This window comes from Luteimonas notoginsengisoli (assembly GCF_042648885.1).
GTDB classification, from domain to species: Bacteria; Pseudomonadota; Gammaproteobacteria; order Xanthomonadales; family Xanthomonadaceae; genus Luteimonas; species Luteimonas notoginsengisoli.
This window is the reverse complement of sequence record NZ_JBHRYF010000001.1, coordinates 773210-799122: the sequence shown is the minus strand read 5'-3', so window position 1 is coordinate 799122 and position 25913 is coordinate 773210. Positions and strand designations below refer to the sequence as shown.

Below are 25913 nucleotides of genomic sequence, written 5' to 3'. Positions count from 1 at the left end.
CCGGCGCGACCGGCCAATTCTTGCATGTCCACCCACGACCGCCGCGGAGGCGACCATGAACAGGGCGGAGATCCTTGAGGCACTGAAGGCGCTCATGCACGAGCGGTTCGACGTCGACCCCGCCACGCTGCATGGCCAGACCCGGCAGAACGACATCGGCATCGATTCGATCCTGCTGGTCGACCTGATGCTGGATATCGAATCGAAGCTGGACTTCACCTTCGAGACCATGGACCTGCCCCGGAACCCGACGCTCGACGAGATCGTCGACCTCGTTGGAACCAACATGGCCAGGACAGCAGGCTGACCGGCTGCGTGGCGGGCATGGCCCTGCCTGGCTTTGTCGTGCGGCGTTTTCACCAATCGCCTCCAGGACCGATGGATTCCCGGCAGAACGCTTGCAAGTAGTGTGCCAATAGCGGCCTGCGGCCCGTTGAACCGTGCGGTGCGTCGCAATGTCCGGCAGATGAGGTCGAGTAGCCGGGATCGCGTCGTCGGCACAACGGGTCGGCAGGCTTCGATATCAACGCCGGATCGGGGTTGAGGCGGCCCATGCGGCGTTCGGGCAGATGCCGGATGCGGCGGAGCGCTGGCGCCGCGGCCGAATCCGGAAGAAGACAGGCCCTGCCCCTCGCGCCGCGTGTGCCGGGGCAGCCCGGGGACGCTCAGCGCAGCGGGAAGTCGTACGCGGTGCGCGGATCCGGTTCGGGGCGCAGCGTGTAGTGCCACCATTCGTCCGCGTAGTTGCCGAAGCCCTGCGCCTGCATCGCGTCACGCAGCAGGAGGCGGTTGCCGCGCTGCGTGGCGCTCACGTTCGGCGAATCGGTATGCGCCAGTTCGCCGAAGTAATCGAAGCCGGTGCCCATGTCGAGCGGCGAGCAGCCGGCATCGTTGTCGTCGCACTGCATCAGGGTCAGGTCTAGCGTCGCGCCACGACTGTGGCCGGAGTGCTCGGCGATGTAGCCCGGCATCAACTCGCTCTTGTCCAGCGTCGGATAGAACTCGGCCTTGTTGCGTTGGTCGTTCGGATCGCGCACCCAGCGCGTGAAATGCTGGACGGCCCGCACCGGGCGATAGCAGTCGAAGATCTGCAGGCGCCGGTGGCGCGCGCGCAGGCTCCGTTCCACACGCTGCAGGGCCTCCGCCACGGGGCGAAGCAGGTAGCAGCGCGGCGCCTCGTAACCGTTGATTGGCATGCCGACGAAGTTGTGGCTGCCGGCGTAACGGATGTCGAGGCGCATGTCCGGCACCAGTGCGCGGATGTCGACCATGCCGGCGGACTCCGCATCGGTTGCAGGCGATATGGCCGGCGGTGGCGTCGAAGCGCAGCCCGTGGCCGCGAGGATCAGCGCGCACCACGCGAGGCGGACCGTCATGGCGCCTGGCTCCGCGGGCAGTCACCGACGCGCACGAACGACAGGTCCTCGAAGTCGCTGCTGAAGTCGGCGTCGGGGTCGATCTTCGACATCTCCAGGGTCATCGGGGACACCGTCTCCGGCCCGAACTCCAGCCACGGCTCGGTGTCGGCGCCGCTGCCCTGCCATTGCACCAGCAGGCGGTTGCCCGCGCGCATCACATCACCCACCATCAGCGGCGACTTCACCGAAGCGAAACGCACGCCGTCGGCGACGGGACAGATCGAGACGTCGCCGAACCAGGGATCGCGATAGACGCCGAGCTGCCCGGCCATGCCCGCGGCCTTGGCCGGCCGGCGTGACGAGGTATCGGGCACCGGGCGCTGCTGCTTCGCAACCCGCGCATCGCGGTCGAGCGCATCGGCGTAATGGGCCACCGTGCGCCGCTGCGCGGGCGCGGTGAACTGTTTGACCAGCACCTGGTTGAGCACGGTGCGCGCGTCGTCGGCATCGGCGTTGATCAGGATCACGAAGCCGATGCGCTTCTGCGGCAGCAGCGTGAGCGCCGAGTACATGCCCGACAGCGTGCCGGTGTGCGACACCTTCTGGGTCCCGTCCACATCCGCCAGGCGCCAGCCGTAGCCGTAGGCCGAATAATGGCTGTCGTCCCATTCGCGCATCCGCCGCGACAGCGGCATGATCGTCTGCGGCGTCCACACCGCCTCGCGCTGCTCCGGCGACAGCCAGGGCTTGCCATCGACCAGGCCCGAGGTCTCCGGCTCCAGCCACATCGTCGCCCAGGCGAGCATGTCGCGCAGGCTGCAGCGGATGCCGCCGGCGGCCATCATCGGCACGTCCGGAATCACCGCGCCGTCTTCGTTGGTGACGACATTCACGCCATCGCGGCGCGCGTGCGGCTGGGCGATGTTGCCCACCGCGTCGCGGTTCCATTCGCCCACCTGGCAGCGGTCCATGCCCAGCGGGCCGAACAGTTCACGCCTGACCAGCGTTTCGTAAGGCGCCCCGCCGGCAGCGGCCGCCACCTCGCCGGCGACGATGTACAGCGTGTTGTCGTAGGCGTAGCGCGAGCGGAAGCTGTATGTCGGCTTCAGGTACCGCAGGCCGTGGATCACGTCGGCGCGGCTGAAATGGTTGGGCTCGGGCCACAGCATCAGGTCGCCGGCACCCGCGCCCAGCCCGCTGTTGTGGATCAGCAGGTCGCGCACCTGCATTTCTCGCGTGACCCAGGGATCGAACATGCGGAAGTCCGGCATGTACTTCGTTACCGGGTCGTCCCACTCGAGCTTGCCGGCATCGACGAGACGTGCCAGCAGCCCGGTGGTCATCGCCTTGCTGTTGGAGGCGATCTTGAACAGCGTGTCGGCGTCGATCTTCTCGCCGTCGCCCGCGGCAAGCTCGCCGGCGGTACGGGTGTAGGCGACCTCGCCGTCCTCGACGATTCCCACCGCCAGCCCCGGCAGGTGGTAACGCGCGATGGTGTCGTCGAACGCCTGGTCGATGGCGGCCTTGTCGACGGACGGGCCAGCCGCCAGCGCCGGCGACAACCCCATCGACGCCGCGAGCAGGACAACCGACATCGCGGACAGGGAATGACGAAGTGGCTTCATGGCAGGCGTCCTCGATCGGGCGTGGCCATCCTGCCGCGCGCTCGGGCAAAAAAAAAGGGCGGCCCGACACGCGGGCCGCCCATGGGAGGAGATCAGAAGAAGTTCCAGGTCACCACGAGTTGCATGTAGCGCGGCGACTGCCAGGCCTTTGCTTCGCCGAAGTGCGGCATCATGTTGCCGGGCGTGCTTTCGTAGCGGGAATGCACGTTGATCTTGGTCTGCTGGTTGAGCAGGTTGTAGACCGAGAAGCGCGCCTTCAGGTCGATCCTGTCCGAGGGCAGCGTCCACATCACGCTGGCGCCGAGGTCGGTGACCCACGGCATGCGGCCGAACGCCCCCTTCTCCGTGTAGACCAGCTGTCGCGTGGACCAGTCGCCGCAGCCGGATTCGCACAGCCAGCCGGAACCGCCGCCGGAGTATTCGCTGGGTCCACCCGCGGTGCGGTTGTCATCGGGCCAGGAAACGCCGAAGGCGGTGATCGGACCGCCGGAGCGTACCGACAGGGTGCTGCCGACGCTCCACATATCGTTGAACTTGTAGCTGCCGCGGATCTTGATCTGGTGGCGGTAGTCGTTGAACGTGGGGCCGTAGCGCTCGTTCACGGCCGGATGGTCGTAGTACTGCACCAGGCTGGTGTCGTTGTAGCCGGTGTCCGAGTTCACCGGCCCTTCGATGTTGCCGTCGGACTTGGACCACAGGTAGCTGACATTCAGCGCCCACTTGTCGTCCCACGCGCGGTCGAGCTGGAACTCCACGGCCTTGTAGGTGCGCCGGGGCCGCTTGTAGCCCATGACGATGCCGCTGCCGGACGTGATGTAACCGTCCTCGGAGTTGTCGAAGGTCACCCATTGTTCGGTATCGGGACACCACAGCGTGTTGGTCTCGCCGGGATTGAGGATGGGCCAGTCGCCCGAGTACCACGGGCATCCCTCCACGTGCCGGATGCTCACGTCTTCCACCGCACGCGTCATCTTGCGATAGGTCGCGTTCACGCCCCACGACCAGGCCTGGCTGAGCGCCTGCTGGAAACCGATGATGAACTCGTCCTGGAACACTTGCTTCAGGTCGCGCGCCACCGCCGTGCGGACGTCGTCCGGCGCGGGCGCGTTGCCTTCCGTGTTCACCGGGCCGAGTTGCTCGCCGATGATCGGATACAGGTAGGGGGTGCCGAGGATCGGATCGATCCGCTCTTCCCAGCCGTCCAGCACGTAGTACGTGTGCTCGTCGATGGTGCCACCGCCGAAGTAATCGGTGAGCTTGTTGGTCAGCGGGATGTAATAGCGGCCTGCGTTACCGAACAGCTTGGTGGTGCCGTCGCCCATGATGTCCCAGCTGAAGCCCAGGCGCGGCGAGACCATGTCGCTGAAGTCGGCCTTGGCGAAGGTGACGCCAGAGGCGAGCGTGTTCTCGAACATGTCGGCACGAACGCCCAGGTTCAACAGCAGGTTGGGCGTCACGTTCCAGTTGTCTTCGATGTAGATCGCCTGCGCCTTGGTGCTGACCGGGGCGCCGGTGACCTTGTAACGACCGTCCAGGTAGGCGTTGACGCCAACCGGGACCACGGCGCCGTTGGGAAGGGTACGCTCGTCCGGCGTCGCATCGTCCGGCATGCCCATTAACCTGTAACGCACGCCGTCGCCGGGGTAGAGGGCGGAAGTCGTGGAGTCCATGACTTCCTGGTCGGCGCCGAAGCGCAGCAGGTGGTCGCCAAGCGTCCACTCGAAGTCGAGGCGCGCAGCCTCTCGCTTGTCGTCTCTGTAGCTGATTCCGCTGGTGCTCGGGGCACAACCTTCGCGCATGGTCTTCGGACCGAAAATCGCAGTGTAGGTACCGTCGCGATCCAGGATGCTGCAGTAGGGGTCCCACTGGCTGAAACTATCGGAACTGCGCTTGTTGACGCCGTACATCGCCTTGGCGACGAAATTCTGGGTGAAGTTGCCGGTATAGGTCAGCGACCAGTTGTCACCACCGGAGCCCGCGACGCTTCCTCCCTGCGCCGCACCCCGCGTTGCGGTATCCCAGTCGTAATCGTACTTGAGCGTGTCCGATTCGGACTTGTCCGAGAAGGCCAGCAGCGACAGCAGATGGCTGTCATTGATCTGCCAGTCGAGCTTGCCGCCCCAGAAGTCGTTGTTGCTGTCGGTATACCAGGCCTCGACCGTGTCAATGTCCCGCGGATTGCTGTCGCGCTGTTCGTACATGCCGAAGAAGAACAGGCGATCCTGGATGAGGGCGCCGGACGCCCAGACATTCGCCTTGTAGAACGATGCGCCATCACGACTGGTCCGATCACGCTCGACAACATCGCCGTCCTTGTAGAAGCGGTCTTTCGCGGGCGAGGACCAGGCGTTGGGTTCCATCGTGAACTCGGCGCCGGCGTGGAAGTCGTTGGTGCCCGAGCGCGTCACGGCATTGATCACGCCGCCGGTGCTGCGGCCGAACTCGGCCGAGTACCCACCGGTCTTGACCTGGAATTCCTCGTAGAACCCGAAGGGCACCGAGGAGAAGCCCTGGCGGCGGTACGGATCGGTGACGTTGAGGCCGTTGATGTAGACCACGTTCTCGGCAACCGACGAACCACCGAAGTTGAGGCCACCGAAGCTCGCGGCGGAGGACACCACCCCGGGCGCCAGCAGCGCGACCGACGTCAGGCTCTGGTCGACCGGCATCCGCGCGATCTCCTCGCGCCTGATGTTGGTTGCCGACTCGGTCGAACGCACGTCCACCCGGTTGATGACCCGGGAGCCGACCACCTGTACCGCGGCCAGGTCCACCGCGCCGGAGCCGGTCAGATTGACCGTCGTCGTGCCGCCGATGGACACGCCGACCGAAATCGGCTCACCCGACCCCGTGCTCAGAGTGTAATCGCCCGGGGGCAGCTGGCCGATGCGATAGTTGCCATCGCTGCCCACCGTCACCGAACGCGTCAATCCCGTCGCAGGATTGTTGATTGTCACCTGTTGGCCCGCCTCCGCACGCCCGGCGACCGCGCCGGTCACGCTCTGCGCCAATACCGGCGCCGATGCCATGGAAGCAAGGCAGATCCCCATCGCCATGCAAAGCGCGCGCTTGCGCAGATTCCGCTCGTTGCTCATTTCCCTCTCCCCGTCGATGCTGTGGATGCGGTTGTTGAAGTCGGTGGTTCAGCGTTGTGTCGGTGCGGACTTCGCCGGCAGGATCTGCCATTCGAAGTCGTAGCCGGTCTGGTCGAAATACAGGTTGCCGCCGTCCCATTCGGCTTCGCCGCGCTGGGAGTCGACGTCGTCGGAACGGAAGTGCTTCTTCGGCGGCTGGAACGGCTGGTCCCAGTCCTGGTTGAAGGCGATGCGCCAGTTGTCCAGGCCGCCCAGGTAGAACCATTCCATCGACGGGTCGTTGCCGGTGTCCTTGTCAGCGGCCAGCCGGCCGGTGGTCACGTCCATCGGCACCCAGCCATAGGGCGCGAGGTAGACCTGGCCCCAGTCATGGATGTTGCTGTAGTCCCCGTCGCTGAACACCATGCCGGACTGCCAGCGCGCGGGAATGCCGTTCATGCGCAGCAGCGTGATCAGCAGCAGCGTCTGCTGGCCGCAGTCGGCATGGCCTGCATGCAGCGCGTAGTCGCTGATGTTGGAGATCGTCGAATACTCGCGCGCGCCCGCCCACGGGATCTCGTCCACCGCGGCGAACAGCTTCTGCACGATCCGATAGGGACGGGTTTCGTCGCCCACGACCCTGCGCGAGAACTCGCGCATCGCGTCGGTGAACACCACGTGCGGCGCGCGCTCGGCGACGTAGGGCGCGAGTTCCGGCGTGATATCGGTCGCCACCACCTTGTCGGGGTCGATGGCGTGGTACTGGCCGAGGATCGTCAGCTCGTAGGTGACCGAGAATTCGGTCGCCGCACCGGCCCGGGCAGGCCGCTCCAGGTACACGGTGCGCTGCGGCGCCGTTTCTGGCGCGATCTCGTGCGCGGCCGGCGCGCTGGCAACGAAGACGATGTCTTCCTGATGGCCCGGAATCGCCTGCGGATACGGAATCCAGGCGCGCACGGTCTCGCCGGCGGGCACCGCGTCGGCATCGACGGTCAGCTTCTGGGTCATGCGCAGCCGCAAGGGCAGCACGCTGCTCCTGTGCTCGGCCAAGGCCGCATCACGGATGGCGACCTGTTGCGCGCTGAGCGATTCCATCGGACCGTCGCCGATCGGCGGCAACTTCGGATCGCGGCGCGCCACCGCCTCCTTGCTCAGCCGGAACAGGTTGGATGGCGAACGGTTGAAGTACAGGGTGCGGCCATCGATGACCATGCGCTCGAACAGCCCGGCCGCGTTCCACTTCGCGAACTCGGCGTCGGTCAGGTCCGGGATCTGCTTGCGCACCCGCGCCTGGACGTCGCTTTCGTCAAGCGTGAAGTCGAGCAGGATGCGGCGCATGCGCTCACGCTGGAAGGCGTAGGCACGTCGTTCACCCGAGGACAGTTTGGCCTGTTGCAGCGCCTCGTCGATGCCGGCTTCGGCGGCCCTGAAGTCGCCGGCGTCCACCAGTGCCGATACCTGCTCCGCCGAGGGCGAAGCGGGCGCCGCATGCACCGTCGCCAAGCCGCACGCGAGCACCACCGACAGCATGCAGGTGGCCAGCCGTAGCCGCGGGCGGCGGCCCATCGTGGCCGACGGGATCGACAGCGTTCGAACCGGATGGATCAAGGTGAAATACACGCCGCTCCCCGCCCCGCTGCATCTGCCGACCGTCACGGCTGTGTAACATGCGCCCCCACCATCGTCAATAATTTATTCGAAAAACTTGCGCAGGAAGAAATATGTATTCCATGATGCTCGCGACAGGCGCGCCGCATGCGCGTCGGGGGAAGTCCATGCTGCAGTGCAAGAAACACGATGGGGCGTTGTGCGCGCGATCGGCAGGGCACGTTCCGGCACCGTGCACGCCGGTCTTCGCGCAGGTCGCGGACACTGCCCTTCCATTCATTGACGCGGGATCGATCCGATGAAGCGCACCTTCCTCCTTGCCGCCCTGCTGGGCCTGTTCGCGGGCGTGCCGGCGTTGCAGGCCGATGCGCGCGTGGCGCCGCAGCCGACGGGCGTGATCGGCGTCGACACCACCCAGCTCACGCCCGACTACTGGGTGGGCCGGCAGCGCCAGGCCGACCGGGTCATCCTCGACCGTGGCGCGATCGCGTCGCAGAACCGCAAGCTGCAGCAACAAGATCCCTCGCTGCACGATGTCGAGGGCCTGCCGGCGGAACTCGATGGCGCGCAAGTACGCGAGTGGATCGAAGACCTGTCGTCGCGGCCGTCGAAGGCGCTGTACGACGACCAGGGCAAGCCGGTCGCGAAGAAGACCCTCGACGGGCTCATGGACGCCCTGAACCTCAAGGCGATCCCCAAGACCCAGAAGACCCGCTACGGTCTGGTCGTCCGGCGCGCGGACCTGCGCACCTTCCCGACTACGACGCGAGTATTCAGCAGCGTTGACGACACCGACATCGACCGCTTCCAGGAAAGCGCGTTCTTCCCCGGCACGCCGGTGGCGATCGTGCACGAAAGCCGCGACCGGAAGTGGTGGTTCGTGGTGGGCAACCTCTATGCGGCCTGGATCGAGAAGCAGGCCGTGGCCGAAGGGAGCAAGACCCAGGTGTTCTCCTATACCCGCAAGGTGCCGTACCTGGTGGTCACCGGCGCGCACGAGCGCACCGCGTTCACCCCCGACCTGCCCGCGGTCTCGAACCTGCAGCTGGACATGGGCGTGCGCGTGCCGGTGCTGCGCGATTGGCCGGGGACGAAGACCGTCAACGGCCAGGCCGCCTACACCTCGCACGTGGTCGAGCTGCCCGTGCGCAATGGCGATGGCAACCTGCGCATCGTGCCCGCGCTGCTGCCGCGCACGGCCGACGTCGCGCCCGACTACCTGCCGCTCACCCGCGCCAACCTGATCCGGCAGGCCTTCAAGTTCCTCGGCGAACGCTACGGCTGGGGGCATTCGTACGGCACCCGCGACTGCAGCGGCTTCGTGTCCGAGGTCTACCGCAGCTTCGGCGTGCTGCTGCCGCGCAACACCCGCGACCAGGGCGTGAGTCCGGCGCTGAACCGCCTCGCCTTCGACACCGCCGACAGCCGCGACAAGCGCATGGACGCCGTCGCCGACCTGCAGGTGGGCGACCTGGTCTACATCCCCGGCCACGTGATGATGGTGATCGGGCACGACAACGGCATGCCCTATGTCATCCACGACACCAACGGCGGCAGCTGGCTCGGCCCGGACGGCAAGCTGGTCAGCGGCCACCTCAACGGGGTGTCGGTGACGCCGCTCACGCCGCTGCGGTTCAACGCCTCGCAGACCTACGTCGACCGCATCACCAACATCCAGCGCATCCGGCCCTGACCGTCCCGTCCGGCCTGGTATCCCATCACACAAGGCGACGCAATGAAGATCACCGACATCCGCTTCGGCATGCTGCGGGTTCCGCTCAAGACGCCGTTCAAGACCGCGCTGCGCACGGTCGAGCTGGTCGAGGACATTGTCGTCAGCATCCACACCGACACCGGCCACGTCGGGTACGGCGAGGCGCCGGCGACGGCGGTGATCACCGGTGACACCCACGGCTCGATCGTCTCGGCGATCAACAAGTTCATCGCCCCGCGCCTGATCGGCGAGGAGATCGCCAACCTCAACCGCATCACGCGCCTGATCCAGGGCGCGCTGGAACGCAACACCAGCGCCAAGGCGGCGGTCGAGATCGCGGTCTACGACCTGTGGGCGCAGCTCTACGAGACCCCGCTGTACAAGATGCTGGGCGGCGGCGAGCCGGTGATCACCACCGACATCACCATCAGCGTCGATCACATCGACAAGATGGTGGCCGACTCGCTGTCGGCGGTGGACCGCGGCTTCGAGTCGCTGAAAATCAAGGTCGGCAAGGACATCGGCGTCGACATCGAGCGGGTCAAGGCGATCTACGCCGCGGTCGAGGGCCGCGCCCTGCTGCGACTCGACGCCAACCAGGGCTGGACCGCCAAGCAGGCGGTTTACGCGATGCAGTCGCTGGAAGACGCCGGGGTGCGCCTGGAGTTGCTGGAGCAGCCGGTCAAGGCGCAGGACATCGACGGCCTGAAGTACGTCACCGACCGCGTGCACACGCCGGTGATGGCGGATGAAAGCGTGTTCGGGCCGCTGGAGGTGATCGACCTGATCAAGGCCCGCGCGGCCGACATCATCAACATCAAGCTGATGAAGACCGGCGGCATCTCCAACGCGATCCGGATCGCGGACATCGCCGCGCTGTACGGGGTCGAATGCATGATCGGCTGCATGCTGGAAACCAGCATCAGCGTCGCGGCCGCGGTGCACGTGGCGGTGGCGAAGTCCGGCGTGATCACCAAGGTCGACCTGGACGGGCCGTCGCTGTGCGCGTTCGACCCGGTCGACGGGGGGGTGACGTTCAACGAATCGGAAATCTCGATCAGCGATGCGCCGGGCCTGGGCATCCGCGAGATCCGCGGCCTCGAACCGCTCTCGGTCTGAAGCGGCGCGCCCGATGTCGCCGCTGCTGAAGATCCGTTCCGAGCGCGACCAGATGTCGGCGATCGAGCGTCGCATCGCCGACTTCGTGCTCGAGAACGCGCACCTGCTGCGCGACTATTCCTCGCAGCAGCTGGCGAGCGCGCTGGGCATCAGCCAGTCGAGCGTGGTCAAGTTCAGCCAGAAGCTCGGGTTCAAGGGTTATCCCGACCTGAAGTATTCGGTCGGCGAATCGCTCGCGCGCGGCGATGACAACGACGAGAACGGCGCGCCGGCCAGCAGCGAAGAGCCGCATCCGCACGCGGCGCTGGCCGAAGGCCTGTGGCGCGCCAAGGCGCAGGCCGGCGAGGAAACGCGGCTGATCAACCCGCCCGAGACGATCGACGCCATCGCCGACGCGATCCGCGGCGCTCAGAAGGTGTTCGTGATCGGCCTCGGACCCGATGGCATCCAGGCGCGCGGCTTCGCCATGCGGCTGTCGCTGCTGGGTGTCCTCGCCGTGCACCATTTCGACCCGGTACTGATGCCCGCGGCGGTGTCCACCACGTCCGGCGGCGACGTGCTGCTGGCGTTCTCCGAACACGGCCGGCAGTCGTCCCTGTGCCAGATCGCCCGGCTGTTCCACGAGCGCCAGGGCAAGGTGGTGACGGTGACGCGGCATACCGCCAACCCGTTGCGCGCGCACGCCGACCTGTCGCTGCTGGTCTCCGCGCACGACGAACGCGCGCATATCCAGCCGCTGCTGTACCAGACCGCGTTGCAGCAGCTGCTCGACCTGATCTTCCAGCTCCTGTGCGAAGACGAAGGCCGCCTGCAGCAGCTGTCGATCAATCTCGAGCTGATGCACCCGATGCTGGATACGTGACCATGGCTTCCCACCCGATCATGAAGGCATGCGCGCAGCTGCGCGCTGCATCGCACACGCGCCATGGGATCGCGCACGCCCGCGGGACAGGCCGGGCGCCAGCTTTCGCGGCGTCCGGGATTCGCGCGTACCGCGCTGCCTGGCTGCTGGCCGCCCTGCTGCTCGCCGGCTGCACGACCGTCGGTCCGCGAAACGATGCCGACGCGTGGCGCGACGCCCGGCAGCTGGTGCTCGTGACCACCGCCGACTGGAACGCCACCACCGGCACGCTCCGCACTTTCGCCCGCGATGGCGCCGGCGCATGGCGCGAACAGGGCGCAGCCGCGGCGGTCAGCGTGGGCCGCGGCGGGTCGGCCTGGGGCGTCGGCCTGCATCCCGCGCAGGCCGCTGGCCCGACCAAGCGCGAGGGCGACGGCCGCGCGCCCGCCGGCGTGTTCGCCATCGGCCAGGCCTTCGGCTACGCGACGCATGCCGACACCGCCCTGCCCTACGCGCAGATGCAGGCCAGCAATTGGTGCATGGATGTCGTGGATTCCCCGCTGTACAACCGCATCGTCGATGCCACGCAGGTCGGCGAAGACGCAGTGCGCGGTTCCAGCGAGCCGATGCGCCTGGACCTGCACAACGCTGGCGACCAGCGCTACCGCGCCGGCTTCGTGATCGAACACAACCCCGGCGCGCGCAAGGGCGCCGGCAGCTGCATCTTCGCCCACCTGTGGAAGGCCTCCGGCGCGCCGACCGCCGGCTGCACGGCGATGGCCGATGCGACCATGCAGCGCCTGTACGGTTGGCTGCGGCCCGATGAGAAGCCGGTGTTCGTGCTGCTGCCGGAGGCCGAATATCATCGCCTGCAAGCGGCCTGGCACCTGCCGTCGCCGCAATCGTAGGGGAGCCACCTCGGCGGCGTGCATCCTTGCATCGGTGCCTTGGCCCTGCCGAGGCAAGGTGGAGCCGGGATGGCGCCTGCCGTTCGCGGTGCCGCGGAAAATCCTCGTTCCAACCTTTCTTTGCCTTCGCAGATGAGGGCGAAGGAAATCCAGGCTCAAGCCGCTCCAACCTCGTATCCCGCAACCCATTTCCCACAAGAGACCGCACCGCATGTTGATGTCCACCCGCGTACTGCTCGGACTGGCGCTGGGCGCCGTCATCGGCCTGGCGCTTGCGTTCTGGGATCCGGCCGTGGCGACGGTCGTTGCCGGCTTCGTGCAACCGGTCGGCCGGCTGTGGCTCAACGCGCTGCAGATGACGGTGGTGCCGCTGGTCGTCGCGCTGATCGTGCTCGGCGTCAACACGGCCAGCGACGCCGCATCATCCGGCCGCACCGCGCGCAAGGCGATCGTGGTGTTCCTCATCCTGTTGACCCTGGCCGCCATTTACACCGCGCTTGCCGCGCCTGCCCTGCTTTCGCTGCTGCCGCGCGACGAAGCGCTGGTGGCATCGTTCCGCAGCGCGCTGACGCCAGTGGCCGCCGGCACGGCACCCGGCGGCTTCGGCGAAGCGGTCGCCGCGATCATTCCGGCCAACGTCATCGCCGCCGCGGCGGCCAGCGCGATGCTGCCGCTGGTGGTGTTCGCGCTGTTCTTCGGCTTCGCCCTGAACCGCATAGACCCGGCGCACAAGGCGCGGCTGCTGGATTTCACCCAGGCGATCGCCGACGTGATGATCGTGATCGTGCGCTGGGTGCTGTGGGTCGCGCCGCTGGGCGTGTTCGCGCTGGTGCTGGCGGTGTGCGCGCAGGTGGGAGTCAGGATGCTCAGCGCGCTGGCCTGGTACATCGCACTGCAGTGCACGCTGTACATCAGCGTCACCGTGATGCTGTACCTGGTCGCGCGGGTGTTCGGCGGCGAGCCGTTCAAGCGCTTCGCGCTGGCGATCATCCCCGCGCAGACCATCGCGGCCAGCACGCAATCGTCGCTGGCGTCGCTGCCGGCGATGCTCGAAAGCGCGCGCGTGCGCCTGGGCTATCCGCTGCACGTCAGCTCGCTGGTGCTGCCGATGGCGGTGTCGCTGTTCCGCATCACCAGCCCGATCCAGTACCTGGGCGTGGCCGCGTTCATCGCCTGGATCTACGGCATCGACGTGACCACGGCCCACGTCGCGGCAGGCGTCGGCCTGGCGGTCATCGTCAGCATGGGCTCGGTGGGGCTGCCCGGCCAGGTGAGCTTCATGGCCACCAACATGCCGGTCGCGCAGGCGATGGGGCTGCCGATCGAACCGCTGGGCGTGCTGCTGGCGGTGGACACGATCCCCGACGTGTTCTCGACCGTGGGCAACGTCAGCGCCGACCTGACCGCGACCAGCGTGGTGGCCCGCGGCGCGCCAGCGGACACCGTGGATCCCATCGGGCCGTTCGAGGGCGTGGCCGGGAAGCCGGACGCCTGAGCGTGCCGGCCGCGGCTTCGCGCACCGGCGGCCGCAGCGGGCCCGGTCCATCCCGGCCCCCCGACCGCGGTTCCCTGGCCGGCTCCCTTGGCGGCCCTGAGGATGGCTCGAACGCTCGTGCTTCGGTGCCGCCGCGCGGGCCGGCCATCGCCCCGTGGATTTCCAGCCGGTCGCGCGTTCGTGCGAAAATGCGCGGCTAAGCCCCCGTAGCTCAGCTGGATAGAGCGTCCCCCTCCTAAGGGGAAGGTCGTGCGTTCGAATCGCGCCGGGGGCACCACTTGCCGGTGAGGGCCGCCAGGCCCGCGACGGCTTCTCCAGGGAATCCGCTCGCGGCCACAGCCGCTGCCACGCCCGCAGGCGGCCTTGCGCCATCGCTCTTCATTCTTTGCCCTCCAGGAGTTCTCCATGACCCACCCCGTCCTCACCGCCCTCGGCCTGTCCGACAACGAATCGGGCACCTACCTCGGCCATGGCGAGTGGTCGAAGACCAGTGATGCCGGCGTGCTGGAACCGGTCAACCCCACCGACGGCTCGGTGCTGGCCAAGGTGCAGGCTTCGTCGCAGGCGGACTACGACACGATCGTCGAGCGCGCGCAGGCCGCCTTCAAGGTCTGGCGCACGACGCCCGCGCCGCGCCGCGGCGAGGCGATCCGCCTGTGCGCCGACGCGCTGCGCACGCACAAGGACGCGCTGGGTTCGCTGGTCGCGCTGGAAATGGGCAAGTCCAAGCCCGAGGGCGACGGCGAGGTGCAGGAGATGATCGACATCGGCGAATTCGCCGTCGGCCTGTCGCGCCAGCTCTACGGCCTGACCATGCACAGCGAGCGCCCCGGCCACCGCATGTACGAGCAGTGGCACCCGATCGGCCTGGTCGGGATCATCTCGGCGTTCAATTTCCCTGTCGCGGTGTGGGCCTGGAATTCGTTCGTCGCGGCGGTCTGCGGCGACATCTCGATCTGGAAGCCCTCGCCCAAGACCCCGCTGTCGGCGATCGCCTCGATGAAGATCTGCAACGAAGCGCTGAAGAAGGCCGGGTTCCCCGACCTGTTCTTCCTGTTCAACGACGCCGGCACCGAGCTGGCCTCGAACTTCGTCGACGACCGCCGCATCGGCTTGGTCAGCTTCACCGGTTCGACCAGGGTCGGTCGCCAGGTCGGCGAGCGCGTCGCGCAGCGCATGGGCCGCTCGCTGCTGGAACTCGGCGGCAACAACGCGATCATCGTCGACGAGACCGCCGACCTGAAGCTGGCGATCCCCGCGATCGTGTTCGGCGCGGTCGGCACCGCGGGCCAGCGCTGCACCAGCACGCGCCGCGTGTTCGTGCACGAATCGATCCATGACGACGTGCTGGCCAAGCTGGTCACCGCCTACGGCCAGGTCGAGAAGAAGATCGGCGACCCGACCGACCCGGCCAACCTGATGGGCCCGCTCAACAGCAGCGACGCGGTCGACGCGTACCTGGATGCCATCGAAAAGGCCAAGGCCGCCGGCGGCACCGTCGCCAGCGGCGGCAAGGCGCTGACCGAGCGCAAGGGCAACTTCGTGCTGCCGACGATCGTCACCGGGCTGGAAAACAAGGCCGAGGTCGTGCAGACCGAAACCTTCGCCCCGATCCTGTACGTGATGAAGTATTCGAAGCTCGACGACGCGATCGCGATGCAGAACGACGTGCCGCAGGGCCTGTCGTCGGCGATCTTCACCACCAACCTCAAGGCCGCCGAAGCGTTCCTGGCCGCGACCGGTTCGGACTGCGGCATCGCCAACGTCAACATCGGCACGTCCGGCGCGGAGATCGGCGGCGCGTTCGGCGGCGAAAAGGAGACCGGCGGCGGGCGCGAATCGGGTTCGGACGCGTGGCGCGCCTACATGCGCCGCCAGACCAACACCATCAACTACTCCGACGCGCTTCCGCTGGCACAGGGCATCAAGTTCGACCTGTAGCCGGAGCATCACCGCCATGCCGGACGCCTCCGCGCCCACCGAGCGTTCCAGCCACCGGGTCGATGACGATGTTCGTCATCGGCCCGGCTGTCCGGCGGCGCTTCGGGCGCGGCTGCACCGCTCGCAGCGCATCGACACCGGCCATGCAGTGGCCGGCATCGATTCGGGCACCCGGGTCTCCATGCGCATGTGGCTCGACGCCGGGCACCCGGTGGTCGCGGCGACGGGCCACGCGGTCGAATGCCAGGCCGATTTCGGCTATGACACCCGCGTGTTCGTCGGTACGCTTGGCTGATGTACGGACTCGCCCGCCCCTTCCTGTTTGGCATCGATGCGGAGCGCGCGCACGGGCTCGGGCTGGCATCGCTCGAGCTCGCCTACCGCAGCGGCCTGTCGCCGCTGCTGGCGCGGCAGCCGCGGCCGCTGCCGACGCGGGCATTCGGGCTCACGTTCCGCAATCCGGTCGGGCTCGCCGCCGGGCTCGACAAGAACGGCATGCACATCGATGCGCTGCTCGCGCTGGGCTTCGGTTTCGTCGAGATCGGCACGGTCACCCCGGAGCCGCAGGACGGCAACCCCAGGCCGCGCATGTTCCGCCTGCCGCGCCACCGCGCGGTGATCAACCGGCTCGGCTTCAACAACGACGGCATCCAGGCGCTGCTGCGCAACGTAGGCCGCGCGCGCCGCCGCGATGGCCTGCTGGGCATCAACATCGGCAAGAACAAGGACACGCCCAACGAGCTGGCGGCGTCCGACTACCTGTTCTGCCTCGAACACGTGTATCCGGCGGCCGACTACGTCACCGTCAACATTTCCTCGCCCAACACCGCCGGCCTGCGCGAGCTGCAGGAAGAGCAGGCGCTGCGTCGCCTGATCGGCACCCTGCGCGAGGAGCAGGAGCGGCTCGCGGCCAGGCACGGCAGGTACGTGCCGATGCTGGTCAAGGTCGCGCCGGACCTGTCGGACGACGACATCGACGCCGCCGCGCGCGTGCTCGGCGACATGCGGGTGGACGGCGTGATCGCCACCAACACCACCGTATCGCGGATCGCCGTGCAGGAAGACCCGCGCGCGCGCGAAACCGGCGGTCTGTCGGGCGCGCCGCTGATGAACAAGTCGACCGCCGTGCTGCGGATGCTGCGCACGCGGCTGCCGGACTCGATCCCCCTGGTCGGCGTCGGCGGCATCCTGTCGGGCGCCGACGCGGCCAAGAAGATGGCGGCCGGCGCTTCGCTGGTGCAGTGCTACACCGGCCTGGTGTATCGCGGCCCGGCGCTGATCGGCGAATGCGTCGAGGCGATCCGCCGGCGCAAGGAAGCGCCCAGTCGCGGCAACCTGCCCAACCAGTGACCGCATGAAGATCGATGGCTACCGGCTGGTCGACGACGCCGACCTGGCGTCGCGCAACACCTTCGGCATTGCCGCGCGCGCGCCGCTGCTGGTCGAAGTCGACGACGCGGCGGCGCTGCCGCGGCTGTTCGACAGCGGCGTCGTCGACGCCGGCGATCCGGCCCTGCTGGTGCTGGGCGGAGGCAGCAACCTGCTGTTCGCCGCGGATCCGGCCGGGCCGGTACTCGCGCTGACCGCGCGCAACCTCGAGATCGACGCGGGCGACGGCGACGGCGTGGTGGTGCGCGCCAGCGCCGGCGTGCCGTGGCATGGATTCGTCATGCACACGCTGTCGCTGGGCCTGTGCGGGCTCGAGAACCTGGCCCTGATTCCCGGGACCGTCGGCGCAGCGCCGATCCAGAACATCGGCGCGTACGGCGTGGAGGTCCGCGAACGCGTGCACGCGGTCGAGGTTTTCGAACGCGCCACCGGGCAGGTCCGACGTCTCGCACCGGAAGACTGCCGCTTCGCCTATCGCGACAGCGCGTTCAAGCGCGAACCGCAGCGCTGGATCGTTACCGCGGTCGAGTTCGCGCTCTCGCGCGTCGGCGCTCCGGTGCTCGACTACGCCGGCCTGCGCGATGAGCTCGCCGCGACGGGCATCGCCACGCCAACGGCGATGCAGGTCGCCGAGGCGGTGATCCGCATCCGCCGGCGCAAGCTGCCCGATCCGGCCGTGCTGGGCAACGCCGGCAGCTTCTTCAAGAACCCGATCGTGACGTCCGCACGGGCCGAAGCGCTGCACGCCGCGCATCCCGCGCTGCCGGTGTTCGGGGGCGGCAGCGATGCCATGCGCAAGCTGTCCGCCGCCTGGCTTATCGACGCCTGCGGCTGGAAGGGCCATCGCGACGGCGATGCCGGCGTGTCGCCCGAGCACGCGCTGGTATTGGTCAACCACGGCCACGCGACCGGCGAGCAACTGCTCGCGCTGGCGCGGGCCATCGCCGCATCGGTGCGCGCCCGCTTCGGCGTGGCGCTGGAACCCGAACCGCGCATCGTCGGCGCGCCATGGTGACCACGGTCGCCAGCGCTGCGGTCGACCATCCCGGGTCTTCTCGCCCTGGAAACGCGCGCACAAGCACGATGTCGCCCTCCCCCGCTCCTCCACCGGCACCTGCCCGTTGACGCGATGACCACGTCCAACCCGCACCTGCGCGCCGCGCTGCTGATGGCCGGCAGCACCCTGTTCTTCGCCGGCATGTCGGTGATGATCCGGCTGGCCTCCAGCAGCCTGTCGACCTACGAGATCGCCTTCTTCCGCAACGTGTTCGGCCTGGCCGCGCTGCTGCCTTTCCTGTGGCGCTCGGGGCGCGGGGTGTTCCGCACGCAGCAGCTGCCGCGCTACCTGCTGCGCAGCACGATCGGGGTGGCGTCGATGCTGTGCGGATTCTGGGCGCTGGGCCACCTGCCGATGGCGCAGGCGATCTCGCTGTCCTACGCCGCGCCGCTGTTCGTCACCATCGCCGCCGTGTTCTTCCTGGGCGAGAAGGTCCGCATGCGCCGATGGAGCGCGGTGATCATCGGCTTCATCGGCGTGCTGATCATCGTGCGTCCGGGCAGCGCGACATTCAGCGGCGGCACCCTGATCGCGCTGTCGGGCGCATTGCTCAGTGCGATCGTCGCGATCCAGATCAAGCAGCTGTCGCGGATCGACCCGGCCGACACGATCGTCCTGTACACCTACCTGTTCTGGGTGCCGCTGTCGCTGGTGCCGGCGCTGTTCGCATGGGAATGGCCCAGCGGTGCGACGTGGGCATGGCTGGTGCTGCTGGGTATCTTCGGCACCGGCGGCCAGCTGCTGTGGACGCGGGCGCTGAAGCTGGGCGACGTCTCGGCGCTGCAGCCGATCAGCTTCCTCCAGCTGCCGCTGGTGGCGATGGCCGCATGGCTGCTGTTCGGCGAAAGCCCGAACCGCTACACCGTCGCCGGCGCGGCCGTGATCCTCACCGCCAACATCTATATCGCCCATCGCGAAGTCCAGCTGGCACGGCGCGCAGCGACCAATGCGCCGGTGGAAGCGGCCAAGCCCGCGGAGTGACGCAACTGGTCGCGCGTAGGTGTGCGTCAGCCGTCATCCGTTTGCGCGACGCGTTGCAACGGCGAATTGCTCGCATAGCGGGCATATCCTGCGGCGGAAACCCGCAATCTCCGATCCGGCGGCGTCGCGAAAGCGAGCGGCCGATACCGCCATGACCACGCCGCCCGCGGCAGGACATCAGCGCTCCGCCACCTTCTTTGCCGCCTGCGCGGCTTCCTCGGCTTCGGTCCTGCGGATCTTGGCCACGAAGGTGCGCTGCCGGTCATCGAGCTGCGCGTCCGGCTTCTCCAGCAGCGGAGTGACATAGCGGGCACGGATGCGCCCCGCCTCGCCGACCTCGCCAACGGCAGCCAGCAGGCCCTCGAGTTTCCAGGCAGTGTCGATGGTCTTGAGATCGCCCCCGCCCAGCGCAGCCGCGCGCAACGCAAGCGCTTCGCGATAGCTCGCGATCGCAAGCGTCGTGTCGCCGACCGCTTCGGCGGCCTGGGCGCGGATGTCGTACGCGGACTGGGTCTGCGGATGCCGGCCGCCGAGCACTTCGCGCGTCAGCGGCAGCAAGCTGTCCAGCAGCGCCAGCGACTCCTTAGCGCGGCCGGCCTGCAGCAGCGAGCCGGCGCGGTTGACCCGGATGTAGATCGTGTCCGGATGGCGCGGCCCGAGCAGGCGCGTACGGGCATCGACCACCTCCTGCTGCATCGCCAGCGTCCTGTCGAACTGCCCCAGGCGCGCGTAGAGGGTGGACAGGTTGAGCTTGGCGCGCAACGTCTGCGGGCTGTCCGCGCCCAGCACGCGGGTGCAGGCCTCCACCACCGACAGCGAGATCGGCAGCGCTTCATTGGCCTTGCCGCTGTCGACCAGCATGCTCGCGAGGTTGCCGCGTTCGGTGAGCGTCTTCGGGTGTTCCGCGCCAAGGCGGCGCGTCTGCGTTGCGACCAGCTGGCGCTGCAGCACCAGCGCGCCGTCGCTGTCGCCGGTCATGATCCGCATCACCGCCAAGTTGTGCAGCGAGCCCAGGGTGTCCTCATGGTCGGCGCCGAGCACGGCGCGGCGCATTGGCACCAGGCGCTCCATGTAGTCGCGACCGAGCTTGGCCTCGCCCATGCGGCCCAGCAGGATCGCCAGGTTGTTCATCGCCTCCATGGTGATGGGGCCGCGCTCCCCGTGCGCCTTGCGGCTGCGCGCGTACAGCGACTGCAATGCCTTGCGCGCGGCCTCGCGGTCGCCGAGCGAGCCCACGGCCTCGGCCTGCGCCATTTCCAGGCGGATGCGCAGCGGATCGTCGGGCGGCAGCGAGGCGGCGTCCGACAGCGTGCGCTGCAGCAACGCGAGCGCCGGCTTGGGCTGCTGCGCCGACAGCATCGCCGTCGCCTGTTGCCTGCGCGCGTCGAGCGTCGGGACGGCGGACGCGCCCAGCGCCTGCTCCCGGTAATCGGCGACCTTGCCGAACCCGGCGGCGGCCGCCTCCGGCAGCCCGAGCGCATCGCGCACCCGCGCCACCGATTCGCGCAGGTCGGCGGCCAGCCCCGGCTCGCGCGCGAAGTCGCGGGCGATCGCGGTTTCGGCGCCGGCGAGGATGTTGCGGTCGATCAGGTTGCGGGCGATGTCGGCGGTGCTGGCGTGGGCGAGCGTGTCCTCGACCGCCGCGCGCGTCGAGGGTTCGGCTTTCGCGGCCTGTCCACGCAGGCCGCGGGCCATGCCGATCCCCATCGCCTCGATGTCGATGCCTTCGAGCATCGACTGCTGGAAAGCCGCCACCTTTTCCAGCTCCGCGCTGCGCTGCTGGGCGATCGCCCGCTGCGTGCGCGCCTGCTGCAGGCCGTACAGCGACATCGCCAGGCCGCCGAGCAGGGCTGCCAGGGCGATCGACGCGGCCGCCAGGCCCACCCGATGACGACGCACGAACTTGCCCCAGACGTAGCCGCGCGAGGCCGGCACCGCCGACAGCGGCGCTCCGTCGAGGAATCGCCGCAGGTCGTCGGCCAGCGCTCCCGCGGACGGATAGCGCTCGCTGCGATCGTGGCGCATCGCCCTGGCGACCACCCAGTCGAGTTCATGGCGCAGCACGCGCCGCATGTCCGCCAGCCGCAGGCCGTTGGCGCGCGCGATGCGGCCGGCGTCGCCCGGCGGCAGCGTCGCCAACTGTTCCGAAGGCAGGCGCAGCGTCCGGGTGCTTGCCACGTGCGTCTCGCCCGCGATCTCCGGGCGTCGCCCGGTCAGCACTTCGTACAGCACCACGCCCAGCGAATACACGTCGCTGCGGGTATCGACCAGCGCCTGGTCCCCGGCGGCCTGCTCCGGGCTCATGTAGTCGGGCGTGCCGGCGATCTCGCGGCCTTCGACCATCGACGATGCGGTGGCGATGCCGAAGTCGATGATTTTCGGCAGCGCGCGGCCGTCCACCTCGTCGACCAGCAGGTTGCCCGGCTTGAGGTCGCGGTGCACCACGCCCTTCTGGTGCGCATGCTGCACGCCTTCGCAGACCCGGATCATCAGCTCGATCCGCTGGCGCAGCGACAGCGCGTGTTCCTCGCAGAAGCGCGTCAGCGGGCTGCCGGCGATGAACTCCATCGCGAAAAAGGGGTACCCCTGGGCCGTGGTGTCGGCGTCGAACACCTGCGCGATCGCCGGGTGCCGCATCTGCGCAAGCAGCTGGCGCTCGACCTCGAAATACGCGAGGTGCCGCGCATCCAGGCGACGCCTGCGCAGCAGCTTGAGCGCCACCGTGCGCCGCACCGGCTCGAGCTGTTCGGCGCGATAGACGTCGCCCATGCCGCCGCGCCCGAGCAGCGCCTCGATCCGGTAGCGGCCCAGCCGCGCGCCCGGCGCGAGCGACTCGCCGTCGGCCGCGTCGGCGTCATCCGCGATGGGGCCACGCGTGGCCAGCAATTCGGTCCGATCCGGATCGTCTCCCACGGGCGTGGTCATGCCCTGTTCCCCCTGTCCACAGCTCCGGCATGTTACCGGAAGCGCCCTGTTCCACCGCGGGATTGCCGCTACACTGCAGCCCCGTTCCGCGCCCGGCCCGCATGGACAACCGCAACGGCCCGTCCGAAACCACGCAACGCACCCTGCTCAGCGACGGTCCGCACACCGCGTCGCCGAGATCGGCGTGCGTGGTCGTGATCCACGGCGTTGGCCTGGGCGGCCGGGTGGACATCGATGCCAGCCGCGTGCTGGTCGGGCGATCGCAGGACGCCGACCTGTGCATCGCCCACAAGAGCGTGTCGCGCGAACACTGCCAGCTCTGGCGCGAGGGCGACGAATACCGCATCCGCGACCTGGGCGCCACCAACGCCACGCGCGTCAACGACGCGCCGGTCGACGAAGCGACGCTGTCCGATGGCGACCATGTCACCGTCGGCGAAAGCATCCTGAAGTTCATCAGCCACACCAGCGTGGAGGCGAACTACCACGAAGAGATCTACCAGCTCGCCACCCGCGATGCGCTGACCAACCTATGCAACCGCCGCCATTTCATGGAGCAGATGGACCGCGAGGTCGCCCGCGCGCTGCGCCACCGGCGGCCGCTGTCGACCTGCATCATCGACGTGGACCTGTTCAAGCCGGTCAACGACCGCTACGGCCACATCTCCGGCGACGAGGTGCTGCGCCAGATCGCCGACCTGGTCCACCACCACGTGCGCAACGACGACATCGCCGCGCGCATCGGCGGCGAGGAATTCGCCGTCCTGCTGCCCGAGTGCGACGCCGACGCCGCCTACGGCTTCGCCGAGCGCCTGCGCGAAGCCGTCGCCGCCGCGGTGTTCGCGCCCGGGGGCGAACCGCAACGCATCACCGTCAGCATCGGGATCGCCGACCTGTCGCCGCTGCGGAACACCCGGATCCGCCTGATGACCGCCGCGGACGCCGCGCTCTACCGGGCAAAAGAGGAAGGCCGCAACCGGGTATGCCTCGGACCCTGAGCGAACCGCGGGCCGTCCCGGCCGATCGCATTCGGGCCGCTTCCGCGGGCGGGTCCGCGCTGGCGGCGCGATGGCGGACAATGGCGGTCGATCCGCCTCGGGCGTCGCCCGACGTCGCGATCGGGCGCATGCTCCGGATCGTGCGCAACGCGCTCAACTCCTCCCGGATCCGAACCGAGACCCGACCCATGCCAGTTCCGTTCCGTTTCCTGATGGCCGCCTGCGTTCTCGCGCTTGCAGGCTGCGCCACGCTGTCCGCGTCCTCTTCGGTGGATTACGTGGTCGTCCGCCACGCGGAAAAGGCCACCGATGACGCGCGCGATCCGGCCCTGACCGACGCCGGACTCGCCCGGGCCGAGGCGCTGGCCACGCTGCTGCGTTCGCGCGACGTGGTCGCCATCTATGCCACCCAGTACCGCAGGACCAGCGACACCGCGGCGCCAACCGCGGCCGCGCATGACCTGAGCATCACCTCGTACGACGCCGACACGCGGCCCAGAGAGTTCGCCGCACGCCTGCGCCAGGCTCCTGCCCGCGGCACGGTGCTGATCGTCGGCCACAGCAACACCGTGCCTGGCATCGTGTCGGCACTGTGCGGCTGCGACGTCGCGCCGATCGACGAAAGCGACTACGGCAACCTGTTCGAGGTCCACACCGACGGCGATGCGCCACCGGTGCTGTCGCGCCGACGCTACTGAGGTGGCAGGCATAGAAGACGCCGCCCCGGCAGGCCTGCCGGACCCGGACGACGGTATCGAAGCGGCGCGCGCGCTGCAGCTCGAGCTGGCGGCGAAGGTGAGGCTGCGCGACGGCTATTCCACGCCGCTGCGCACCGTCGCCGCCTTCAACGTCGACTACGAGGACGGGGGCGCGACCGCGCGCGCGGTGGCGGTGCTGTTCGACGCGGACAGCCTGCAAAAGCTCGGATCGGAAATCGCGCGCGCTCCCGTCCCGATAACCCGCATCCCCGGGCTGCTGTCGTTCCGCGGCCTTCCGGCGCTGCTACAGGCGCTCGAAGCCCTGCCCCAGGCGCCGGACCTGGCCTTCGTCGCCGGTCACGGCATCGCGCATCCGCGCGGACTCGGCCTCGCCGCCCATTTCGGCGTTGCCAGCGGCGTGCCGAGCATCGGCGTGGCGAACGAGATCCTGGTGGGCAGCGGTTCGGAGCCGCACCAGGTGCGCGGCGCCTACACGCCGCTTCGCAGCCAGGGCAAGCAGGTGGGCTGGCTGCTGCGCAGCAGGCTCGCCTGCGACCCGCTGGTGGTGTCGCCCGGGCATCGCATGTCGATGGCTTCGACCGCCGACCTGGTGATGCGGTTCACGCGCGACGACCGCCTGCCCGAACCGATGCGCCTGGCCGAGCTGCTCGGGCCGCCGCGCGACGGCGAGGCCGAAGGCGACGACTGATTCCGTTGCGGGCCGGCGCGGTGCCAGCGTTCACCCGCGGCAGGCGCGGGGCTGGCTAGAATCGGTCGCTCCCCCGCTCGAGGAGGTTCCGCATGCGTACGCTCCTGCCCCATGCCGCCGCCGTTGCCGGCCTGCTGCCGCTGCTGTTCGCGGCGTGCTCCACCCCGCCGGCCGACGCCAGCGACCAGCGCACCGTCGCCGACGGCGAGGCGTTCACGCTCGCGACCGGCGAACAGGTCGCACTTCCCGATCGCGGCACGCTGCGCTACGTGCGGGTCACCAATGATTCGCGCTGCCAGCCCGGGCGCCAGTGCGTGTGGGCCGGCGACGCCGAAGTCGTCTTCGAGTGGGCCACTGGCGCCGCGGCAACCCCCGAGTCCTTCAGTCTGCACACCGGCCGCGGCGACCGCAGCAAGGACCTGGCGGGGCGCCGCCTGACACTCATGTCGCTGGCGCAGGGCGCGGACCCGGAAGCGCAGCTCAAACTCGAAACGCTGCCCTGACCACCGCGTTGCGCGCGGGGCGCTGTTGGCCGGTAAAACCTCGCCGCCAGTGGCACTTGCGGATGCGCTGAGCTTCCGCGAAAACGCGCACCCGAACGGCTCGGGCAGGCCCGCCGCGGCGCCTTGAACCGGGGCCTTTCAATGCAACCGATCGTCGCGTGAGGGGCGCGTCGATGCGCTGTTGCCGATCAAAAGTGATCTGCGTCACGGTTTGCATCCCGCCCGGCCCTCCACTATGGTCGGGTAACAGCTGTTCCCGTGCGCAAGGGGGTGCGTATGAACCTGCTTCGGATACTTCCGCTCGCATGCCTGCTGGCCATCGGCGCCGTCGAGGCGCAATCGGCCGGGGAATGCCCACTGTTGCCTGGCGACAGCCACCTGTCGTGGAAGGCGATGACCGGCGACGATTTCGTCTTCTGCAAGGCGCTGCAGGAGGATGGCGGCGAGGTTTTCGCCGTGACGATTGCCAAGGATTCGCCGTTCGAGCCCAAGCGTGCCGACCGGGCCGAGGAGGCCGTGATCGACGGTCACGAGACGCGCTGGTACCGCGGCGAAATCGCCTCCGCGCCGCAGGCGCAGGTCCGCGAGACCCTGATCGAACTCGGCAATGGCCGGGTCGCGCACATTTCGCTGCGCGCCAACTCGGAAGCCGAGCTGGCGAGCGCCCTGCAGCAGGCCCAATCGCTGCGCTTCCACGGGCCGCAGCTCAGCAGCAACTGACAGTGCGCCAGGCGGCGCCGTCGCAGCCGCGATGGCGTCATCTGTCTCGATAGGACTTTCGCGTGCATGCGCGAGCCGGATTGCGCTCGCGCAAGCATGGTGCGCTCCACGCAGTCAGGTACCCGGTGTGGTCCCTCTCCCGCAAACGGGAAGAGGCTGAGGCAGCCAGGCTTTTGCCTGCGCGCACGCACGATTGCGTTCGCACCCGGGCTGGTCGCTTCGCAACGACACTGCCGCCGCTCCCTGCCTT

Annotated in this window: 21 protein-coding genes and 1 tRNA gene; 17 read left to right on the top strand and 5 right to left on the bottom strand. The window is 68.7% G+C overall.

Annotated elements, in window-relative coordinates:
• Positions 1-55: 55 nt before the first annotated feature.
• Complete coding sequence (locus tag ACFOM9_RS03720; protein WP_386706293.1) at positions 56-307, top strand: acyl carrier protein; 252 nt, start codon at positions 56-58, stop codon at positions 305-307.
• A 358-nt stretch (positions 308-665) separates the two neighbouring features.
• Here ACFOM9_RS03720 and ACFOM9_RS03715 read toward each other — a convergent pair whose 3' ends face one another.
• The 4 genes from ACFOM9_RS03715 to ACFOM9_RS03700 all read right to left on the bottom strand — a co-directional run bounded on the left by ACFOM9_RS03715 (position 666) and on the right by ACFOM9_RS03700 (position 7623).
• The gene (locus ACFOM9_RS03715; RefSeq protein ID WP_386706291.1) at positions 666-1376 is read right to left on the bottom strand and encodes a M15 family metallopeptidase; all 711 of its coding nucleotides are present in this window, start codon (positions 1374-1376) and stop codon (positions 666-668) included.
• Entirely contained in the window at positions 1373-2983 is a 1611-nt protein-coding gene (locus tag ACFOM9_RS03710) for a serine hydrolase domain-containing protein (RefSeq protein ID WP_386706289.1), read from the bottom strand. The genes ACFOM9_RS03715 and ACFOM9_RS03710 overlap by 4 nt, the downstream gene beginning before the upstream one ends.
• A gap of 92 nt (positions 2984-3075) precedes the next feature.
• Complete coding sequence (locus ACFOM9_RS03705) at positions 3076-6078, bottom strand: TonB-dependent receptor (RefSeq protein ID WP_386706287.1); 3003 nt, start codon at positions 6076-6078, stop codon at positions 3076-3078.
• Positions 6079-6126: 48 nt separating this feature from the next.
• Positions 6127-7623, bottom strand: coding sequence for a transglutaminase-like domain-containing protein (locus ACFOM9_RS03700; RefSeq protein WP_386707296.1), 1497 nt, complete (start codon positions 7621-7623; stop codon positions 6127-6129).
• A 340-nt stretch (positions 7624-7963) separates the two neighbouring features.
• On the opposite strand from ACFOM9_RS03700, the gene ACFOM9_RS03695 reads away from it, so the two are divergent.
• The 11 genes from ACFOM9_RS03695 (at position 7964) to ACFOM9_RS03645 (ending at position 19110) form a co-directional block, all read left to right on the top strand.
• The gene (locus tag ACFOM9_RS03695; protein WP_386706285.1) at positions 7964-9358 is read left to right on the top strand and encodes a C40 family peptidase; all 1395 of its coding nucleotides are present in this window, start codon (positions 7964-7966) and stop codon (positions 9356-9358) included.
• Between the two features lie 42 nt (positions 9359-9400).
• On the top strand, positions 9401-10498 hold the full coding sequence (locus tag ACFOM9_RS03690) for a dipeptide epimerase (RefSeq protein WP_386706283.1): 1098 nt from the start codon (positions 9401-9403) through the stop codon (positions 10496-10498).
• Between the two features lie 13 nt (positions 10499-10511).
• Positions 10512-11360: a MurR/RpiR family transcriptional regulator gene (locus tag ACFOM9_RS03685; RefSeq protein ID WP_386706281.1), complete on the top strand. Its 849-nt coding sequence runs from the start codon at positions 10512-10514 to the stop codon at positions 11358-11360.
• Positions 11361-11362: 2 nt separating this feature from the next.
• Entirely contained in the window at positions 11363-12247 is an 885-nt protein-coding gene (locus ACFOM9_RS03680; RefSeq protein WP_386706279.1) for a L,D-transpeptidase family protein, read from the top strand.
• 211 nt (positions 12248-12458) lie between these two features.
• Complete coding sequence (locus ACFOM9_RS03675) at positions 12459-13742, top strand: dicarboxylate/amino acid:cation symporter (RefSeq protein ID WP_386706277.1); 1284 nt, start codon at positions 12459-12461, stop codon at positions 13740-13742.
• 200 nt (positions 13743-13942) lie between these two features.
• Positions 13943-14019: transfer RNA gene (locus ACFOM9_RS03670), tRNA-Arg, on the top strand.
• A gap of 128 nt (positions 14020-14147) precedes the next feature.
• The gene (gene amaB, locus ACFOM9_RS03665) at positions 14148-15683 is read left to right on the top strand and encodes an L-piperidine-6-carboxylate dehydrogenase (protein ID WP_386706275.1); all 1536 of its coding nucleotides are present in this window, start codon (positions 14148-14150) and stop codon (positions 15681-15683) included.
• 16 nt (positions 15684-15699) lie between these two features.
• The gene (locus tag ACFOM9_RS03660; RefSeq protein ID WP_386706274.1) at positions 15700-15978 is read left to right on the top strand and encodes a hypothetical protein; all 279 of its coding nucleotides are present in this window, start codon (positions 15700-15702) and stop codon (positions 15976-15978) included.
• A complete protein-coding gene (locus tag ACFOM9_RS03655) occupies positions 15978-17033 on the top strand; it encodes a quinone-dependent dihydroorotate dehydrogenase (protein ID WP_386706273.1) in 1056 nt (351 codons plus the stop codon). The genes ACFOM9_RS03660 and ACFOM9_RS03655 overlap by 1 nt, the downstream gene beginning before the upstream one ends.
• Before the next feature lie 4 nt (positions 17034-17037).
• Positions 17038-18087, top strand: coding sequence for a UDP-N-acetylmuramate dehydrogenase (gene murB / locus ACFOM9_RS03650; protein WP_386706271.1), 1050 nt, complete (start codon positions 17038-17040; stop codon positions 18085-18087).
• Between the two features lie 114 nt (positions 18088-18201).
• Positions 18202-19110, top strand: coding sequence for a DMT family transporter (locus ACFOM9_RS03645; protein WP_386706269.1), 909 nt, complete (start codon positions 18202-18204; stop codon positions 19108-19110).
• A gap of 177 nt (positions 19111-19287) precedes the next feature.
• On the opposite strand, the gene ACFOM9_RS03640 is transcribed toward ACFOM9_RS03645, so the two are convergent.
• Positions 19288-22035 (bottom strand): protein kinase domain-containing protein, encoded by a 2748-nt coding sequence (locus ACFOM9_RS03640; RefSeq protein ID WP_386706267.1) that lies wholly within the window; start codon positions 22033-22035, stop codon positions 19288-19290.
• A 101-nt stretch (positions 22036-22136) separates the two neighbouring features.
• Between ACFOM9_RS03640 and ACFOM9_RS03635 the strand changes: the two genes are divergently transcribed.
• The 5 genes from ACFOM9_RS03635 to ACFOM9_RS03615 all read left to right on the top strand — a co-directional run bounded on the left by ACFOM9_RS03635 (position 22137) and on the right by ACFOM9_RS03615 (position 25663).
• Positions 22137-23033: a diguanylate cyclase gene (locus tag ACFOM9_RS03635; protein WP_386706265.1), complete on the top strand. Its 897-nt coding sequence runs from the start codon at positions 22137-22139 to the stop codon at positions 23031-23033.
• Positions 23034-23221: 188 nt separating this feature from the next.
• Positions 23222-23731: a SixA phosphatase family protein gene (locus tag ACFOM9_RS03630; RefSeq protein ID WP_386706262.1), complete on the top strand. Its 510-nt coding sequence runs from the start codon at positions 23222-23224 to the stop codon at positions 23729-23731.
• Between the two features lies 1 nt (position 23732).
• Positions 23733-24440 (top strand): endonuclease V, encoded by a 708-nt coding sequence (locus ACFOM9_RS03625; RefSeq protein ID WP_386706260.1) that lies wholly within the window; start codon positions 23733-23735, stop codon positions 24438-24440.
• A 92-nt stretch (positions 24441-24532) separates the two neighbouring features.
• The gene (locus tag ACFOM9_RS03620; protein ID WP_386706258.1) at positions 24533-24943 is read left to right on the top strand and encodes a hypothetical protein; all 411 of its coding nucleotides are present in this window, start codon (positions 24533-24535) and stop codon (positions 24941-24943) included.
• Between the two features lie 276 nt (positions 24944-25219).
• Positions 25220-25663, top strand: coding sequence for a hypothetical protein (locus tag ACFOM9_RS03615; RefSeq protein ID WP_386706256.1), 444 nt, complete (start codon positions 25220-25222; stop codon positions 25661-25663).
• Positions 25664-25913: the final 250 nt, after the last annotated feature.

Bases quoted from the DNA above. Each gene is read 5' to 3' on its own strand.
- ACFOM9_RS03720 (WP_386706293.1), top strand. From the start codon at position 56: ATGAACAGGGCGGAGATCCTTGAGGCACTGAAGGCGCTCATGCACGAG.
- ACFOM9_RS03715 (WP_386706291.1), bottom strand. From the start codon at position 1,376: ATGACGGTCCGCCTCGCGTGGTGCGCGCTGATCCTCGCGGCCACGGGC.
- ACFOM9_RS03710 (WP_386706289.1), bottom strand. From the start codon at position 2,983: ATGAAGCCACTTCGTCATTCCCTGTCCGCGATGTCGGTTGTCCTGCTC.
- ACFOM9_RS03705 (WP_386706287.1), bottom strand. From the start codon at position 6,078: ATGAGCAACGAGCGGAATCTGCGCAAGCGCGCGCTTTGCATGGCGATG.
- ACFOM9_RS03700 (WP_386707296.1), bottom strand. From the start codon at position 7,623: ATGGGCCGCCGCCCGCGGCTACGGCTGGCCACCTGCATGCTGTCGGTG.
- ACFOM9_RS03695 (WP_386706285.1), top strand. From the start codon at position 7,964: ATGAAGCGCACCTTCCTCCTTGCCGCCCTGCTGGGCCTGTTCGCGGGC.
- ACFOM9_RS03690 (WP_386706283.1), top strand. From the start codon at position 9,401: ATGAAGATCACCGACATCCGCTTCGGCATGCTGCGGGTTCCGCTCAAG.
- ACFOM9_RS03685 (WP_386706281.1), top strand. From the start codon at position 10,512: ATGTCGCCGCTGCTGAAGATCCGTTCCGAGCGCGACCAGATGTCGGCG.
- ACFOM9_RS03680 (WP_386706279.1), top strand. From the start codon at position 11,363: ATGGCTTCCCACCCGATCATGAAGGCATGCGCGCAGCTGCGCGCTGCA.
- ACFOM9_RS03675 (WP_386706277.1), top strand. From the start codon at position 12,459: ATGTTGATGTCCACCCGCGTACTGCTCGGACTGGCGCTGGGCGCCGTC.
- amaB (WP_386706275.1), top strand. From the start codon at position 14,148: ATGACCCACCCCGTCCTCACCGCCCTCGGCCTGTCCGACAACGAATCG.
- ACFOM9_RS03660 (WP_386706274.1), top strand. From the start codon at position 15,700: ATGCCGGACGCCTCCGCGCCCACCGAGCGTTCCAGCCACCGGGTCGAT.
- ACFOM9_RS03655 (WP_386706273.1), top strand. From the start codon at position 15,978: ATGTACGGACTCGCCCGCCCCTTCCTGTTTGGCATCGATGCGGAGCGC.
- murB (WP_386706271.1), top strand. From the start codon at position 17,038: ATGAAGATCGATGGCTACCGGCTGGTCGACGACGCCGACCTGGCGTCG.
- ACFOM9_RS03645 (WP_386706269.1), top strand. From the start codon at position 18,202: ATGACCACGTCCAACCCGCACCTGCGCGCCGCGCTGCTGATGGCCGGC.
- ACFOM9_RS03640 (WP_386706267.1), bottom strand. From the start codon at position 22,035: ATGACCACGCCCGTGGGAGACGATCCGGATCGGACCGAATTGCTGGCC.
- ACFOM9_RS03635 (WP_386706265.1), top strand. From the start codon at position 22,137: ATGGACAACCGCAACGGCCCGTCCGAAACCACGCAACGCACCCTGCTC.
- ACFOM9_RS03630 (WP_386706262.1), top strand. From the start codon at position 23,222: ATGCCAGTTCCGTTCCGTTTCCTGATGGCCGCCTGCGTTCTCGCGCTT.
- ACFOM9_RS03620 (WP_386706258.1), top strand. From the start codon at position 24,533: ATGCGTACGCTCCTGCCCCATGCCGCCGCCGTTGCCGGCCTGCTGCCG.
- ACFOM9_RS03615 (WP_386706256.1), top strand. From the start codon at position 25,220: ATGAACCTGCTTCGGATACTTCCGCTCGCATGCCTGCTGGCCATCGGC.